This is a genomic window from Acinetobacter sp. 251-1 (assembly GCF_030329305.1).
GTDB lineage: Bacteria > Pseudomonadota > Gammaproteobacteria > Pseudomonadales > Moraxellaceae > Acinetobacter > Acinetobacter piscicola_A.
The window spans coordinates 104,467-120,484 of the sequence record NZ_JACANS010000008.1 but is presented as its reverse complement, the minus strand read 5'-3'; the positions used below and the strand labels follow the sequence as shown (position 1 = coordinate 120,484).

The 16,018-nt window shown below is 40.2% G+C and carries 22 protein-coding genes and 1 pseudogene; 7 read left to right on the top strand and 16 right to left on the bottom strand.

All coding sequences use genetic code 11. The features are described 5' to 3' along the window. Position 1: 1 nt before the first annotated feature. From rplE to HX129_RS08290, 15 genes and pseudogenes are all read right to left on the bottom strand, one after another. Entirely contained in the window at positions 2-538 is a 537-nt protein-coding gene (gene rplE / locus HX129_RS08360; protein ID WP_130074349.1) for a 50S ribosomal protein L5, read from the bottom strand. Between the two features lie 16 nt (positions 539-554). Then, positions 555-872: a 50S ribosomal protein L24 gene (rplX, locus tag HX129_RS08355; RefSeq protein ID WP_130074348.1), complete on the bottom strand. Its 318-nt coding sequence runs from the start codon at positions 870-872 to the stop codon at positions 555-557. A gap of 11 nt (positions 873-883) precedes the next feature. After that, positions 884-1,252, bottom strand: a complete 369-nt coding sequence (gene rplN, locus HX129_RS08350) for a 50S ribosomal protein L14 (RefSeq protein ID WP_004725701.1) — start codon at positions 1,250-1,252, stop codon at positions 884-886. Between the two features lie 94 nt (positions 1,253-1,346). Then, a complete protein-coding gene (rpsQ, locus tag HX129_RS08345) occupies positions 1,347-1,604 on the bottom strand; it encodes a 30S ribosomal protein S17 (protein WP_086178145.1) in 258 nt (85 codons plus the stop codon). After that, positions 1,601-1,798 (bottom strand): 50S ribosomal protein L29, encoded by a 198-nt coding sequence (gene rpmC, locus HX129_RS08340; RefSeq protein WP_004650482.1) that lies wholly within the window; start codon positions 1,796-1,798, stop codon positions 1,601-1,603. Before rpmC ends, rpsQ begins: the two co-directional genes overlap by 4 nt. Next, on the bottom strand, positions 1,798-2,211 hold the full coding sequence (gene rplP, locus HX129_RS08335) for a 50S ribosomal protein L16 (protein ID WP_130074347.1): 414 nt from the start codon (positions 2,209-2,211) through the stop codon (positions 1,798-1,800). Before rplP ends, rpmC begins: the two co-directional genes overlap by 1 nt. Then, positions 2,151-2,967, bottom strand: a pseudogene (rpsC, locus tag HX129_RS08330) (30S ribosomal protein S3). Before rpsC ends, rplP begins: the two are co-directional and overlap by 61 nt. A gap of 1 nt (position 2,968) precedes the next feature. Then, complete coding sequence (rplV, locus tag HX129_RS08325; RefSeq protein ID WP_065994096.1) at positions 2,969-3,298, bottom strand: 50S ribosomal protein L22; 330 nt, start codon at positions 3,296-3,298, stop codon at positions 2,969-2,971. 9 nt (positions 3,299-3,307) lie between these two features. Next, positions 3,308-3,583, bottom strand: coding sequence for a 30S ribosomal protein S19 (gene rpsS, locus HX129_RS08320; RefSeq protein ID WP_004869548.1), 276 nt, complete (start codon positions 3,581-3,583; stop codon positions 3,308-3,310). A gap of 19 nt (positions 3,584-3,602) precedes the next feature. Further along, positions 3,603-4,427 carry a 50S ribosomal protein L2 gene (rplB, locus tag HX129_RS08315; protein WP_107007577.1) on the bottom strand — a complete coding sequence of 275 codons (825 nt, stop codon included), beginning with the start codon at positions 4,425-4,427 and terminating at the stop codon, positions 3,603-3,605. A gap of 11 nt (positions 4,428-4,438) precedes the next feature. Then, positions 4,439-4,759, bottom strand: coding sequence for a 50S ribosomal protein L23 (gene rplW / locus HX129_RS08310; protein WP_130074346.1), 321 nt, complete (start codon positions 4,757-4,759; stop codon positions 4,439-4,441). After that, a complete protein-coding gene (gene rplD, locus HX129_RS08305; RefSeq protein ID WP_130074345.1) occupies positions 4,756-5,358 on the bottom strand; it encodes a 50S ribosomal protein L4 in 603 nt (200 codons plus the stop codon). The genes rplW and rplD overlap by 4 nt, the downstream gene beginning before the upstream one ends. An 11-nt stretch (positions 5,359-5,369) precedes the next feature. Next, positions 5,370-6,008: a 50S ribosomal protein L3 gene (gene rplC / locus HX129_RS08300; RefSeq protein ID WP_130074344.1), complete on the bottom strand. Its 639-nt coding sequence runs from the start codon at positions 6,006-6,008 to the stop codon at positions 5,370-5,372. Positions 6,009-6,067: 59 nt separating this feature from the next. Then, positions 6,068-6,379 carry a 30S ribosomal protein S10 gene (rpsJ, locus tag HX129_RS08295; RefSeq protein WP_004725677.1) on the bottom strand — a complete coding sequence of 104 codons (312 nt, stop codon included), beginning with the start codon at positions 6,377-6,379 and terminating at the stop codon, positions 6,068-6,070. A 274-nt stretch (positions 6,380-6,653) separates the two neighbouring features. Next, positions 6,654-7,379, bottom strand: a complete 726-nt coding sequence (locus HX129_RS08290) for a type 1 glutamine amidotransferase (RefSeq protein ID WP_180046753.1) — start codon at positions 7,377-7,379, stop codon at positions 6,654-6,656. A gap of 162 nt (positions 7,380-7,541) precedes the next feature. Here HX129_RS08290 and HX129_RS08285 point away from each other — a divergent pair, with 162 nt between their 5' ends. The 7 genes from HX129_RS08285 to HX129_RS08255 all read left to right on the top strand — a co-directional run bounded on the left by HX129_RS08285 (position 7,542) and on the right by HX129_RS08255 (position 14,699). Beyond that, positions 7,542-8,732 carry a PLP-dependent transferase gene (locus HX129_RS08285; protein ID WP_286434832.1) on the top strand — a complete coding sequence of 397 codons (1,191 nt, stop codon included), beginning with the start codon at positions 7,542-7,544 and terminating at the stop codon, positions 8,730-8,732. Between the two features lie 193 nt (positions 8,733-8,925). Next, positions 8,926-10,464, top strand: coding sequence for a helicase HerA-like domain-containing protein (locus tag HX129_RS08280; protein WP_286434833.1), 1,539 nt, complete (start codon positions 8,926-8,928; stop codon positions 10,462-10,464). A gap of 154 nt (positions 10,465-10,618) precedes the next feature. After that, on the top strand, positions 10,619-11,383 hold the full coding sequence (locus HX129_RS08275) for a globin domain-containing protein (RefSeq protein WP_130074340.1): 765 nt from the start codon (positions 10,619-10,621) through the stop codon (positions 11,381-11,383). A 202-nt stretch (positions 11,384-11,585) separates the two neighbouring features. Then, complete coding sequence (locus HX129_RS08270) at positions 11,586-12,032, top strand: RrF2 family transcriptional regulator (protein WP_286434834.1); 447 nt, start codon at positions 11,586-11,588, stop codon at positions 12,030-12,032. Positions 12,033-12,122: 90 nt separating this feature from the next. Then, the gene (yihA, locus tag HX129_RS08265) at positions 12,123-12,956 is read left to right on the top strand and encodes a ribosome biogenesis GTP-binding protein YihA/YsxC (RefSeq protein WP_286434835.1); all 834 of its coding nucleotides are present in this window, start codon (positions 12,123-12,125) and stop codon (positions 12,954-12,956) included. Positions 12,957-13,089: 133 nt separating this feature from the next. After that, on the top strand, positions 13,090-14,034 hold the full coding sequence (locus HX129_RS08260) for a metal-dependent hydrolase (RefSeq protein WP_286434836.1): 945 nt from the start codon (positions 13,090-13,092) through the stop codon (positions 14,032-14,034). 134 nt (positions 14,035-14,168) lie between these two features. Continuing rightward, on the top strand, positions 14,169-14,699 hold the full coding sequence (locus tag HX129_RS08255) for a hemerythrin domain-containing protein (RefSeq protein WP_130074336.1): 531 nt from the start codon (positions 14,169-14,171) through the stop codon (positions 14,697-14,699). Between the two features lie 15 nt (positions 14,700-14,714). Here HX129_RS08255 and HX129_RS08250 read toward each other — a convergent pair whose 3' ends face one another. After that, positions 14,715-15,941, bottom strand: a complete 1,227-nt coding sequence (locus HX129_RS08250; RefSeq protein ID WP_286434837.1) for a dicarboxylate/amino acid:cation symporter — start codon at positions 15,939-15,941, stop codon at positions 14,715-14,717. Positions 15,942-16,018 lie beyond the last annotated feature (77 nt).

Below are 16,018 nucleotides of genomic sequence, written 5' to 3'. Positions count from 1 at the left end.
CTTATTTGAATGGGAAGCCGAAACCACGCATAAGCGCACGGCCTTCGTCATCAGTGCGAGCAGTCGTAGTGATGGTGATGTCCATACCACGAATACGATCGATCTTATCAAAATCGATTTCAGGGAACATAATTTGTTCCTTGAGACCCATAGAGTAGTTACCACGACCGTCAAATGATTTCGCAGAGAAACCACGGAAGTCACGGATACGAGGGATCGCAATTGAGATCAAACGGTCTAAGAATTCGTACATTTGTTCGCCGCGTAAAGTAACTTTACAACCAATCGGCCAACCATCACGGATTTTAAAACCAGCGATTGATTTACGAGCTAAAGTTAATACTGGTTTTTGACCAGCAATAGCTTGCATATCAGCTAAAGCGCCATCTAACAATTTCTTGTCAGCTGAAGCCGCACCAACACCCATATTAATGGTAATTTTTGTGATGCGAGGAATCTCCATCACGTTCGCCAAACCAAGTTCTTCTTTCAACTTAGCTCGGATTTCGTCGTTATAACGCGTTTTAAGTCTGGCCATAGCCTATTTCAACCTATTACTTCGCTACCGCCACTGATTCACCATTTGACTTGTAAACGCGAGTTTTCACGCCTTCAGACACTTGGTAACCAACACGGTCAGCCTTTTGGGTTGTAGCATTAAAAATTGCCACGTTTGAAATATGAAGCGAAGCTTCTTGTGTAACGATAGCGCCTTCAGCACCTGTTGCACGGTTCGGCTTTTGATGCTTCTTAACCAAGTTAAGGCCTTCTACCATAACACGGTCATTAGAAACAGACAGAACAGTACCCTGTTTGCCTTTTTCTTTACCTGCGATCACAATTACTTGATCGCCTTTTCTAATCTTAGCCATGATTGCCTCTATTATAGAACTTCAGGAGCCAATGAAATGATTTTCATGAACTGTTCAGTACGAAGTTCACGAGTCACTGGTCCGAAAATACGAGTGGCAATCGGAGCCTTGTTGTTGTTCAAAATAACTGCAGCATTGTCATCAAAACGGATCACAGAACCGTCTGGACGACGAATACCGAATTTAGTACGAACCACAACAGCATTCATCACGTCACCTTTTTTAACACGGCCACGTGGAATTGCTTCTTTTACAGTAACTTTAATAATGTCGCCAACAGAAGCATAACGACGATGTGAACCACCTAGTACTTTGATACATTGTACGCGGCGAGCACCACTGTTGTCTGCTACGTCGAGCATACTTTCGGTTTGAATCATTGCCCTACTCCAAAACCGAGTCGCATCACCGGTCGAAATTTCGAAAGGCTCAAAGAGTACTCGAAATTAACCAATGATGCAACAAGAACGTTAATTACTCAGCAGCAGCTTCAACTACTTCAACTAAAGTCCAAGACTTAGTTTTAGAAATTGGGCGGCTTTCTTTGATGCTTACTAGGTCGCCAACTTTAGCAACGTTGTTTTCATCATGAGCGTGTAATTTAGTTGAACGGCGGATTGATTTGCCATACAACGGGTGTTGAACGCGGCGTTCAATAAGAACAACAATAGACTTGTCCATTTTGTCACTTACGACTTTGCCAGTTAACGTGCGAACTGTTTGCTCACTCATTGTCCGTTCCCCTGTTTTTCGGTAAGGAGTGTCTTGATACGAGCAATAGTTTTACGAGTAAGCGCAACTTCATGCGATTTACCCAATTGACCAGTTGCTTTCGCCATACGAAGACGGAATTGGTTAAGCTGTTGCTCATCAAGCAAAGCTGTCAACTCTTCTACCGATTTTTCACGTAGATCTTTAGTTTTCATTACATCACCGTCTTAGTAACGATAGTGGTTTTGAACGGAAGTTTAGCCGCTGCAAGCGCAAACGCTTCACGAGCCAATTCTTCACTAACACCATCCATTTCGTACAAGATCTTACCTGGTTTGATTTGACAAACCCAGTATTCCACAGAACCTTTACCTTTACCCATACGAACTTCTAATGGTTTTTCAGTAATTGGTTTGTCTGGGAAAACACGGATAAAGATCTTACCACCACGTTTAACACGACGACTAATTGTACGACGACAAGCTTCAATCTGACGCGCAGTCATTTGACCACGTTCAATAGATTTAAGCGCAACAGTACCAAAAGATACAGTGCTACCGCGATGTGCTAGACCAGTGTTACGGCCTTTTTGTACTTTACGGAATTTAGTACGTTTAGGTTGCAACATGGATTATTCTCCTTTTTCAGCAGAACGATCATTGCGACGACCACGACGCTCTTGACCTTCACCACGACCACGACCACGTTTAGCTGGACGCTCTTCAGCAGGAGCAGGGTTCATGACTTGTTTCATGCCACCTAAGATCTCACCACGGAAAATCCATACTTTAACGCCGATCGTACCGTAAGTAGTCTCAGCACGCATAGTTGCGTAATCAATATCAGCACGAAGCGTATGCAAAGGTACACGACCTTCACGATACCATTCAGTACGTGCAATCTCTGCACCACCTAAACGGCCTGAAACTTCAACTTTGATACCTTTAGCGCCAGCACGCATTGTGTTTTGAACCGCACGCTTCATAGCACGACGGAACATTACACGTTTTTCTAATTGAGAAGCAATTGCTTCAGCAACTAGACGCGCGTCTAAGTCTGGACGATCAATTTCATTGATACTTACTTGCGCAGGAACACCCATAATATTGGTAAGTTCACGCTGTAATTTCTCAATGTCTTCGCCTTTTTTACCGATCACGATACCTGGACGAGCAGTGCTAATTGTTACTTTAGCAGCGCCTGTAGGACGTTCGATAAGAATATTGCTGATCATTGCATTCTTAAGTTTTTTAGTCAAAAACTCACGAACTTGCAAATCTTTAAGCAAGTATTCAGCGTATTGTTTCGGATTCGCATACCAGTTAGCGTTATGACGTTTCACAACACCTAGGCGGATACCGATTGGATGAACCTTCTGACCCATATCAAACCCCTACCTTAACGGTGATGTGACAAGTACGCTTAGTAATACGATCTGCACGGCCTTTAGCACGTGGCATAATACGTTTAAGGCTCATGCCTTCATCAACGTAAATCGTAGTTACTTTAAGATCGTCTACATCTAAACTGTTATTATGTTCAGCGTTTGCAATTGCAGATTCCAATGCCTTTTTAACCAAAACTGCAGCTTTTTTGTTGCTGAAGTTAAGGATGTTAAGCGCGTGAGCAACAGATTTGCCACGGATTAGGTCTGCAACCAAACGAGTTTTTTGTGCCGAGATAGCGGCACCGCGTAATTTAGCAGTAACTTCCATCATAGCACCTTAACGTTTAGACTTCTTGTCAACACCGTGACCACGATAGGTACGAGTTGGCGCGAATTCACCTAATTTATGTCCAACCATATGTTCAGATACAATCACTGGAACATGGTTACGACCATTATGTACAGAAATTGTTAAACCAACAAAATCTGGGAGGATCATCGAACGACGCGACCAAGTTTTGATCGGCTTACGAGAATTACTCGCTACAGCCGCTTCAACCTTAGCGAACAAGTGCGCATCGACGAATGGGCCTTTTTTCAGAGAACGAGGCATTGTCAGATTCCTTTACTTGTTACTTAACGCGACGGTCGCGAATGATCATCTTAGTCGTACGCTTATTGGTACGAGTCTTGTACCCTTTCGCTTTTTGACCCCATGGGCTTACAGGTTGAATACCTTTATTACGCCCTTCACCACCACCATGTGGATGGTCTACTGGGTTCATCGCCATACCACGAACGGTAGGACGAACGCCACGCCAGCGTGATGCACCTGCTTTACCAAGTGAACGAAGGTTGCTTTCTGAGTTAGATACTTCACCTAACACAGCGCGACATTCAACGTGTACTTTACGCATTTCGCCTGAACGTAGACGAATAATCGCGTAAGAACCGTCACGACCTAACAACTGAGCAGAAGTACCAGCAGAACGTACTAATTGTGCGCCTTTACCGATTTTAAGCTCGATGTTATGTAATGTAGAACCGATTGGCATGTTGCGAAGTGGCAAGCAGTTACCTGTACGAATTGGAGCATCGTTACCAGATTGTACTTTATCACCAGCACGAAGGCCTTTAGGTGCAATGATATAACGACGTTCACCGTCAGCATAAAGCACAAGTGCAATATGAGATGTACGGTTAGGATCGTATTCAATACGCTCTACAGTTGCAGGAATACCATCTTTGTTACGTTTAAAGTCAACAAGACGATAGTGCTGCTTATGACCGCCACCAACGTGACGAGTTGTAATGTGACCGTTGTTATTACGACCACCAGTACGTTTTTTAGCTTCTACCAACGGTGCATAAGGCGCGCCTTTGTGAAGATGGCTATGAACCACTTTCTCTACAAAGCGACGTCCTGGAGACGTTGGCTTACATTTTTGAATAGGCATAATTCTCGTCCTTACTCCGCTGCGTTTTCAGCGGTATCGCCCAAGTCAGCCATTTCAACATCTTGGCCAGCTTTCAGGGTGACGTATGCTTTTTTAACATCAGAACGACGTCCTAATGTACGACCAAAGCGCTTAGTCTTACCTTTAGTGATAGTCGTGTTAACTTTAACAACTTCCACACCAAACAATTGTTCAACTGCTTTTTTGATTTCAAGTTTGTTTGCATCAAGTGCAACTTTAAATACTTGAACACCAGCAGTCTCACCTAAAACTTGTGCTTTTTCTGAGAATACAGGTCCTTGGAGGACTTGATAGATACGTTCGTTGTTCATCCGAGTTCTACCTCAATTTTCTTAGCAGCAGCAACAGACATTACAACTTTATCGAACGCGATCAAGCCAACAGGATCGATCCCAGCAGCATCAACCACATCAACGTGTGGAAGGTTACGTGCAGCTAAATATAGATTTTCATCTACAGCTTCAGTAACGATTAATGCGCGAGTAGCGTTCAAGTCGTTAAGTTTTGCAAGCAATTCTTTAGTTTTAGGCGCTTCAACAGCAAACTCTTCAACTAATACAAGACGATCTTGGCGAACAAGTTCAGCTAAGATACATTGCATTGCACCGCGGTACATTTTACGGTTCACTTTTTGTGACCAATCTTGTGGACGAGCAGCAAAAGTTTTACCACCACCAACCCAGATTGGGCTACGAATAGAACCAGCACGAGCGCGGCCAGTACCTTTTTGACGGAATGGTTTTTTACCACCGCCAGAAACGTCTGCACGTGATTTTTGTGCTTTTGAGCCTTGACGACCACCAGCTAAATAAGCTGTAACAACTTGGTGTACAAGCGCTTCATTGAATTCACGACCAAACGCAACTTCAGACAATTCAACAGCAGAGCCGGAAACAGTATTTAAATTCACGTTATTTCCCCTCAGGCCTTGATAGTAGGACGAACAGTTACGTCGCCACCAGTAGCACCAGGAACCGCGCCTTTAACAACAAGAACTGAACGTTCAACGTCGATAGCAACGATTTCAAGACCCTGTGTAGTTACACGTACATCACCTAGGTGACCAGGCATTTTTTTGCCTTTGAATACGCGACCAGGAGTCTGGTTTTGACCTGTAGAACCGATTACACGGTGAGATACAGAGTTACCATGTGTAGCATCTTGCGTACGGAAGTTCCAACGCTTAACACCACCTTGGAAACCTTTACCTTTAGATTGACCAGTTACGTCAACAACTTGACCTACTGTGAACAAGTCTACACCGATAGTTCCACCAACTTCACGACCTTCAAGATCAGCTTCTGTAGCACGGAATTCTTGAACTAAACGACCAGCTGCAACACCTGCTTTCGCAAAGTGACCTTTCTGAGCGTTAGTTACGCGAGATTCGCGACGTTCACCAGTAGTGATTTGAATCGCTTGATAACCATCAGTTTCAAGCGTTTTGATTTGAGTGATACGGTTAGGATCAACCTCAATCACTGTTACAGGTACAGAAACACCAGCATCTGTAAAGATACGTGTCATACCGCACTTGCGACCGACTAAACCAATAGCCATGTGCATAAACCTCTAAAAAAGCGGCTTAATTAACTTAGAGCGTTAATTAACCGAAAGCCTTAACCCAATGCGATCTGAACATCAACACCAGCTGCAAGATCCAATTTCATCAACGCATCTACAGTTTTATCTGTAGGCTGAACGATATCGATCAAACGTTTATAAGTGCGGATCTCATATTGGTCACGCGCATCTTTATTTACGTGTGGTGATGTTAAAACGTTAAAACGTTCAATGCGTGTAGGCATTGGAATTGGACCACAAACTTGCGCACCAGTACGTTTTGCTGTTTCTACGATTTCTTGAGAAGATTGATCAATTAAACGATGATCAAAAGACTTAAGACGGATACGAATTCTCTGGTTAGACATACCAGTTAACTCCAAGCCAAATATATAAAGAATCACTCCTGACGCATCTCACCCCACTAAAAAGGCAAGTGTCAAGAGCAGTGAAAATCACTAAGGTCGTGATCGATGCCACGACTGTAACGATCTGGGTAACTTTCTTCGTTACCCAACCCTTCGTATTAAAGGGTCGCCCATTATAACGATTGTTTAACGCTTAAGCAAATATATTTAGCATTTTTTAATTGTTTTTAAATAGTTCATCAAAATCAATCTGCTTAAATCTCAAGCAGACTTTTTAATGTCTTAAGACATAATCAATCGCCTGATTTAAGATTTGATGACCTGCCATAAAATCATCTTTTGGCGATATTTTTAAACTCTCTAATGGCTGCACATAATGCCCTTGAAAGACTTGCTGATCTTCTTCATGTTCAATAAAGAGCCCTAAACTTTGTGGGGTAATTTCAGGATGGAACTGGAAACCCAATACATTTTTCCCAATCTGATACAGCTGATTTCTACAAATTTCGTTTTCAGCCAAACGTACAGCACCTTTAGGAATATCAAAGGTTTCACTGTGCCATTGCATGACTCGCATTTTCTCAGGCAATTGAAAACAAAACTCAGGTGTGGCCGTACTTTTATATACGGTTGTCCAACCCAGCTCTTGCATTGGATTACGATAGACATTTGCACCTAAAGCATTGGCGATCAGCTGCCCACCTAAACACAAACCAATTGCAGGTTTCTCTGTTGCCAAATATCGGCGTATCCAACGCTTTTCAATTTTTAACCAAGGATAATTCGCTTCATCATTCACACTCATTTCACCACCCATAATGATCAGCAGATCCACATCATCGACTTGAGGCAGAGCCTCTATATCTAATGCGAAATCCTTAGGTAAGGCATAAAATTCAGTTGCTGTAATGTGTGCATTTAGGGATTTTAAATAGTCATAACATGCGCCAAAATCTTCGCCTGCAATATGTCTAAAATAATGTACTTTTAATTTTTTCATCTGAGCACCATTTTTGTCATAATGTCTTTGATCATGATTTTAATTAAGCAAAAATGAAGCCAAATCCTTTTTAATTTATAAATATTCACATTTTAAAACTTTGCGCTACATGCTTTCTGTGTTTCTCTTTAATCATCTTTTATTGGTATCTAGAGCCTTGTTGTGAAACTTCATCCGCAAACTGCTTTGGTTCATGCTGAACGTAAAGCACCTCAATGGATCAACACGATTCAACCCCCAATCTATCGTGCATCTACCATTATTTTTAATGATACAACAGCATTGTTTGATCGGCATTGGACTGATCCGTATGACTATAGTTATGGTACGCACGGTACACCTAGCACGTTCACACTAGGCGATAATATTGCCCAAATCGAAGGTGGTGAATATTGTCTATTATGCCCAAGTGGTCTATCTGCAATTAATTTAGTCAATGCTTGTTTTCTAGCAACAGGAGATGAGGTCTGGGTTGCAGACAATATTTATGGTCCTAATATGGAACATTTGCGCAATTTAGAATCACGTTATGGCATTATCGTTAAAGTGTATAACGCAATTGATATTAATAGTTTTCAACCCACAGAGAAAGCCAAACTGCTTTGGTTAGAAGCAGCTGGATCAGTCACTTTAGAGTTTCCCGACCTGATCAATTTGGTAAAAAAAGCCAAAGCCAACAATATACTCACAGCACTTGATAATACGTGGGGCGCAGGTTTAGCCTTTAATGCCTTTGATTTCAGTCAGGAGCATTTAACTGTAGATATGACTGTACATGCCTTGACTAAATATCCAAGCGGTGGTGGTGATATTCTCATGGGCTCTGTGGTCACGCGTGATCAAGCTTTACATCACAAGCTGTTTCGCGCACATGCGATTCAAGGCATTGCGATTTCAGGTGATGATGCTGCACAAGTCCAACGTAGCCTAGCATCTATGCAACTTCGTTATGAAAAACAATCTCAAAGTGCTATAAAAATTTTACAATGGTTAAAAACACAAGATGCTTTTGCACAAGTGCTTCATCCTGCTGACCCTGATAATATCAGCCATGCTTTTTGGAAAGAAACTTGCCAAAATGAGCAAAGTGCGGGTTTAGTCAGTGTCATTTTTAAAGCTGAATATGACATGACTGCTATTCGTAAATTCTGTGACCATTTAAAGTTATTCAAACTCGGCTTTAGTTGGGGCGGTCCTGTGAGTTTAGTGATGTTATATAACTTAAATGATATGCGCCATTTGGAACATTCACATTTGCAAAAGGGTTTGTTGGTACGTTTCTGTATCGGCTTGGAAGATGCGGATGATTTGATTGAGGATATTGAAAATGGATTGAAGGCACTTCTAGGTTAATTTATCACACTCCTCATCCTAACCTTCTCTGAGCCACACATGGCGCAAGAGAAGGAACTTTTCATTAGCCACTCATTCATAATAAAAACAGTTTTACTACACCTTTAATTCATGGCATTTTGTATAACAACAATGAGATAAAAATTGAATTCAACAAAATACTCAAACTCAAATTAAAGCTATAGGAATAACAATGGGTACACCAATCGTCATCGCAAAAAAAACTTCAGATACTTCACAAGACATCGTATTACATTCACAATTTGCTAACCGACATGGCTTGATTGCGGGAGCAACAGGTACAGGTAAAACCATCACCTTAAAAGTCTTAGCTGAAAGCTTTTCTCGTATTGGTGTACCCGTATTTTTAGCTGATGCCAAAGGTGATGTGTCGAGTATTGCTAAAGCAGGATCAAGCAATCCTAAATTTGATGAACGTATTCAAAGCTTAAGCATTGAAAGTATTCCTTTTGCTGCATCTCCTACAATTTTTTGGGATCTCTTTGGTGAACAAGGACATCCGATTCGTACCACAGTTTCTGAAATTGGCCCTTTACTTCTTGCACAAATATTGAATTTAAATGAAACGCAAGAAGGTGTGCTCTCGGCTGTATTTCGTATTGCTGATGATCAAGGTTTACTTCTGATCGACTTTAAAGACCTCAAAGCCATCCTCAGCTATGTCAGTGAAAATGCAGCTGCGCTAAAAACTGAATACGGCAACCTCTCTCCTGCCAGTCTTGGTGCAATTCAACGAAATTTGTTAGCACTTGGTGATCAGGGCGGTGATCGCTTCTTTGGTGAACCAAGCTTAGACATTATGGATTTCATCCAAACAGATTCAAATGGACAAGGTTATATCAATTTATTGGCTGCGGATAAATTAATCAATACCCCAAAACTCTATGCAACATTCTTACTTTGGATGTTATCTGAGTTGTTTGAAAAACTACCTGAAGTCGGTGATATGGATAAGCCCAAATTGGTATTTTTCTTCGATGAAGCGCATTTATTATTCAACAATACAAGCCCTGCATTACAAGAAAAAATTCAACAAGTGGTACGCTTAATTCGTTCTAAAGGTGTCGGGATTTATTTTATCACCCAAAGCCCATTAGACATTCCAGAAGATGTACTTGGACAATTAGGTAATCGTGTACAACATGCGCTTCGTGCATTCACACCAAAAGATCAAAAAGCAGTCAAAACCGCAGCAGATACCTTCCGCGCAAATCCTGAGTTTAAAGTCGATGAAGCGATCACCGAACTTGCTGTAGGCGAGGCTTTAATTAGTTGTTTAGATGAGCAAGGCACACCTCAAGTTGTGGAACGTGGCATGGTCATGCCGCCTTACTCATCATTTAGTCCAATCACCTTAGATGAACGTAAAGCACTCATGACACAAAGTATCGTTGCCGGCGTATATGAGGCTGAAGTGGACCGTGATAGTGCCTATGAAATACTACAACGTAAAGTCGCTGAAAGTACTCAGCAACAAGCTGCTATCAAAGCCGCTGCAGAACAGGAAAAACAACAGCAGATTATAGAAAAACAACAAGCCAAAGCACAGCAACAGCAGGAAAAAGAAGAAGCCAAAGCAGCAGTGGCAAGAGCTAAAATGACTCAGGATGTACTCGGTACATTCGCCAAAAGTGCAGCACGCAGCCTAGGGGGGGCAACAGGTCAAAAAATTGTGCGTGGTCTGCTTGGCTCATTATTTGGCGGGAAATAATCCCTTCTCTTATTTTTATAATTACTGATTAAATAAGGAGTATTTAACTATTCCTTATTTACTTTATGGTTTTTATTTCAAGAAAGCTTGCTATTTCCCTCTTAAAAATGTATTTTAAATACATCTTATAAACGCAAATAAAAAAAGGCCTCCCATGACCCCTCAACATATCGAACTTGTTAAATCTACAGTGCCTGTACTACGTGAAAATGGCGTTGCCTTAACGCAATATTTTTATAACCGCATGTTGAATAATAATCCTGATCTAAAAAATGTCTTTAACATGGATCATCAAAGTAGCGGTCGCCAACCTCGTGCACTCGCTGCTGCAGTTTTAGCTTATGCAGAACATATTGAAAACCCAAGTGTTTTAGCTAAAGCCATTGAACACATTACGACTAAACATGTCAGTCTAAATATTCAAGCAGATCAATATGCAATTGTGGGTGAAAATCTTTTACATTCAATCAGTGAAGTTTTAGATGTCCCATTTGAATCAGAATTAATTGCTGCGTGGAAAGAAGCATACTTACAACTTGCAGATATTTTAATTAATGTCGAAAAAGCGAAATACGATGGCTTAGCAACACAAGAAGGCGGCTGGAAAGGTTGGCGTGAGTTTGAAATTACTGCACTAGAAAATACGGAGACAGGTAAGAAATTCACACTAAAAGCAAAAGATGGTCAAAGCCTCCCTGCTGCTGAAGCGAGTCAGTACATTTCAGTAAAAGTACAAGTGCCAAATCACAACATTCAACAACCTCAACAGTTTACTTTTGCAACAGCACAAAACAATACTGAATATCAAATTGAAGTTAAACCTGTAGAGACAGCAACTGAATATTCTGTTGCAAATATTCTATTAGAAAGTTACAAAGTTGGTGACAGCTTAGAAGTCACTGCGCCATTAAAAGGCTAAGCTAAACTTCTGTGTACTTAAATAGGTCAAACGATGTTTGACCTATTTGATTGATTTAAAAATTTATACTCTTACCCAATCATTTTTCAATATTCTATTTTGATCTCTTTTCATCATTCATTCAGTCAGATTTATTTTCAATTTTTTTGCTTTCAACAAGTTTCACGTTAACATAGTCTTAAACTCACCAACTGAAAGCGTTATGCAGTTAAATAAATTTACCGATTACGCACTTCGCCTCGTCTTATATACAGCAAGACCTAAAGATACGCCCTATACCATTGCTGAAATTGCCAAAGACTTACAAGTTTCAGAAAATCATTTGGTTAAAATTGTACATTTTATGGCAAAAAAAGATTGGCTCATCACCACGCGAGGTAAAGGCGGGGGCATTCGCTTAAATCCTAGTGTTCACAGTTTAAAATTAGGCGAGATGGTTCGCATTTTACAAGGTCAAGTCCCAATCGTAGAATGCAATACTCCGCCCTGCGTTTTACGTCGTAATTGCGGATTAAAAGGTATCTTAGATCAAGCTGTTGAGCAGTTTTATCAAGTATTAGATCAATATACGGTTGCAGATGTGTTACATCGTTCTAATGGTGCAGCGCCATCGCAAAATTCACCTATTGCATTGATTCAACTCGGATGATGCTTGTTATTTTTGAATTTATAGCAAGAAATTCGTCAGATGCAGCTTGATCATTTATACTAGGCATAATTTTTAGTTTGAAGTTGAATTATGCATCGCAGCAGTGGAAAGTCGAAAAACAGTAAAACAGCAAATGCGCCTCGGCAGAAAATTAGCTACGAAAAAAAAGTCGATTCAGCTATTTCTGAATATGCGAGTACAGCACTCAATTGGCTACGCAAAGCTGAGTTTTTAATGAGTGCACCCAAACTCGACCTATGTGTAGAAGACACGGGGTATGAGGTTGCATTTGCAGGTCGTTCAAATGCGGGGAAATCTAGCGCAATTAACGCCATCACCAACCAAAAACAACTCGCACGTGCGTCAAAAAAACCTGGTCGTACCCAAATGATCAACTTTTTTAGTTTGGGAAATCCAGATCAACGTTTGGTCGACTTACCAGGTTATGGTTATGCAGCCGTTCCCGAAGCAATGAAAATTGTTTGGCAGAAAGAATTGGAAAATTATCTGATTCATCGCAAAAGTTTACAAGGCTTAATTTTACTGATGGATATTCGCCATCCTTTACAACATTTTGATGTCATGATGTTGGAATGGGCATACTCTCGTCAGCTATTTGTGCATGTATTACTCACCAAATCTGACAAACTCAATCGTGGGCCTGCCAATAAAGCACTTTTAGAAGTGAAACAAGAATTGAAAAAAATGAAATTAAATTTTTCTATTCAATTGTTTTCATCTTTAAATAAAGAGGGCTTAGAAGAATTAGCAAGCATCATGGGTGGTCGTTTAAATTTCACGTTAAACAACCCAACAGGTTTTGACTTAGACAGCATTCCAGAGTTCTCTGATGATGAGATAGAAGAGACTGACTTAGCAAAATTTAATGAAAACTTAGTGAATAATGTAGACCAGATCAAATAATTTTGTAATTGTCTGACCAAATACATCACCTATTGATATTTGAATGTCCTAAATTGCTAATAACTATTTAGGACATTTTTTTATACTAAATATAAAATGTGTAGTAACAGATTAAAAAAATTAGGACACTGTAATGAAATTATTATCGAAATTAAAAAACAGTAAGATTGGATCGTCTATTCAGTATCATATCAAACCACGAAAGGTGAAGTTTGAATGGCAGGAAACCCCTATTGATTGGATCCCAAATCAGCCTTTTGCAAGCTATTTTATTAATGAAATTAACAATATTTTGCCTGCGGGTGAATTTTGGTTCTGCCGCCTTTATAACCGTGTATTACCTAAAGTCACTGACGAAAAATTAGCAGAAGATGTTCGTGCTTTTATTCGCCAAGAAGCCATGCATGCTCAAGCACATACATCCGCAAATAAAGAATATTTAACCGTGCGGAATATTGATATTCAACGCAACCTAGATGTGATGGACTTTCTATTTGGTAAGTTATTAGCAGATCAGCCTTTAGGTTTAAAAATTCCTGAGGCTCTTGATCATCAATGGGATCTGTTCCGTTTAGGCGTTGTCGCGACTGTAGAACACATGACCTGTGTTCTTGGTAAATACGCACTTTACAATAAAGAATGGGCACGCCTTGGTGCTGATGAAAATATGCTAGATCTTGTGAAATGGCATGGTGCTGAGGAAATTGAACATCGTACAGTCGCATTTGATTTATACCGTCATTTAGGTGGTGGTTATATTTCACGTTATTATCAAAGTGTGCTTGTGATTATTGCTGTACTTGGGCTTTGGGTCGACGGCGCAGCACATATCATGGGTCAAGACCCACGTTTTGCTGACAAGAAGCCTGCTGTCTATAAGCCTTGGGTTTGGAAAGAATGGGCGAGTATTGCTCAAAAAGATAATCGCTTATTGCCACATCCACTTTGGTTGGTTTCACAACAACTTGGTTATTTGATGCCTTGGTATGATCCTGTACATGAAGCGAAAACTGAAGATGCAATTGCATATTTAGATCAGTCTCCTGCTGCTAAGCGCGCACTCCCTAAAGTTGCCTAAACAACACAAAATCACAATTGAGTTCAAACATAAGATCTGTATGCACAAAGTATGCAGATCTTTTTTTATTGCTCGATTTAATCTATTTATAATGTTAAATTACAACAAATATCACAATAAATGAGAAATTCGTGATGAATAGCATTATTTTATTTTTCCAAAAACTCTTTGGAATATTCAAAGCCTCAAGTCAACAACTACAGGCTGAACACACATCTAACATCAATCAATCAACCTCTGCGATTTCATATTCAGAACAACTTATTCCTGCACTTAAACATGATCATCAAGCCTTGATCAACTTATATGGTCAAATTTCATACTATATTTTATCGCAAAAATATGACGCAATTCAGCAGAATCTAGATACACTCAAAACTGAGTTTAATCGTCATATCATGCAGGAAAATGTCAGTTTTTATTGTTATCTTGAGCAAAAATTTATTCAAAATCCTGAACAGCTCGAAACCATCAAATTTTATCGTAAAGAAATGAACGGTATTTCCCATGCCTTTATTAAGTTTATTAAAAAATGGCAAACAACCGCTATTTGTGATGATAATATTGAAGAGTTTCGCACTGAATATGAAACCATTGGTCAAGTATTAGCACAACGAATCAATCAAGAGGAAGACCATCTTTATACAATGTATCAACCCTCATAAGCTCTAATCATAGGATTACATTTCCCGAGTATGGCGATCTACCACCACACTGATCATCATATCGCCTTGTACATTAACCACAGTTCTCACTGTGTCCAACAAGCGATCTATTGGTAGTAAAATTGCAATTGCTTCAGCGGGTAAGCCTACTGATTGCAATACCATAATCATCGTGACCATGCCAGCACTTGGAATCCCTGGTGCTCCTAAAGATGCAATCATTGCTGTCAAACAAACAATCACTTGTTGTCCAATACTCAGATCTAACCCCATCAAATTTGCAATAAATAAGGCGGCTGCAGCCTCATATAGTGCCGTACCATCCATATTTAATTGTGTACCCAATGGAATCACAAAACCTGCTGTCTGAGGTCTCACACCTAAATTTTCCTGTGCACACTTCATCGACAGTGGCATTGTTGCTGAACTTGAACTGGTCGCAAATGCAGTAATTAATGCAGCACGTGTACCTTTAAAAAAGGTGATTGGATTCATTTTGCCAAATATCCACAGCAGTAAAGGTAAGACCACTGCCCCATGAAAAATGGTTGTTCCTGTTACCACCGCAGCAAATTCTGCTAAACGGCTCAAAATTGAAAGATCTTCAGTAGAAATCAGCTTCGCCAATAATGCAAAAATACCGATTGGTGCGAGCTTCATTACCCAACTCACAAGCAGCATCATCACTTCAAAGAATTGCAAGCTTAAGGCACGAATGCTGTTAAATTTCTCTCCACCTTTCACCAATGCCGCCCCTAAAAACAGTGCAAAAACAACAACTGCAAGAACGTTGCCCTCTGCAAATGCTTTAAAGGGATTAATTAAAGTATTTTGAATAAAATTGGTAAAAAATGAGCTTGGGGTTAGAGTATCTGGTGTTTGATGACGATTCATTGCATCTTGAAATAACGCAATGTCTACCCCTTTACCCACATCAAATAAATGAGCACAGGTGAGACCTAAAATCAGCGCTAAAGTTGTTGTCGTTACACAACATGCTAAAGTGATTTTCCATGTACGACTGAGTTGCCCACCCGCCTGTAAGTTGGACACCCCCACCACAATCGAGCTAAAAATAAGTGGCACGAGCAGCATTTTGAGTAAACCAATAAAAATACTACTGGCTATCCCTAATGCATAAATACTGGTGTCAAAAAATTGGGTTTCAGGAAATTGGTTGAGTAGAAATCCAAATGCGACTCCTAATATTGCAGCAATTAATATTTGCGTATTTAAGCTCATCTTCACTGACTATTTTTCTTGAATTAGCAGAACTATGCCATTGAAAGCATGAACAATCGAGCATTTTTTGTGACAAG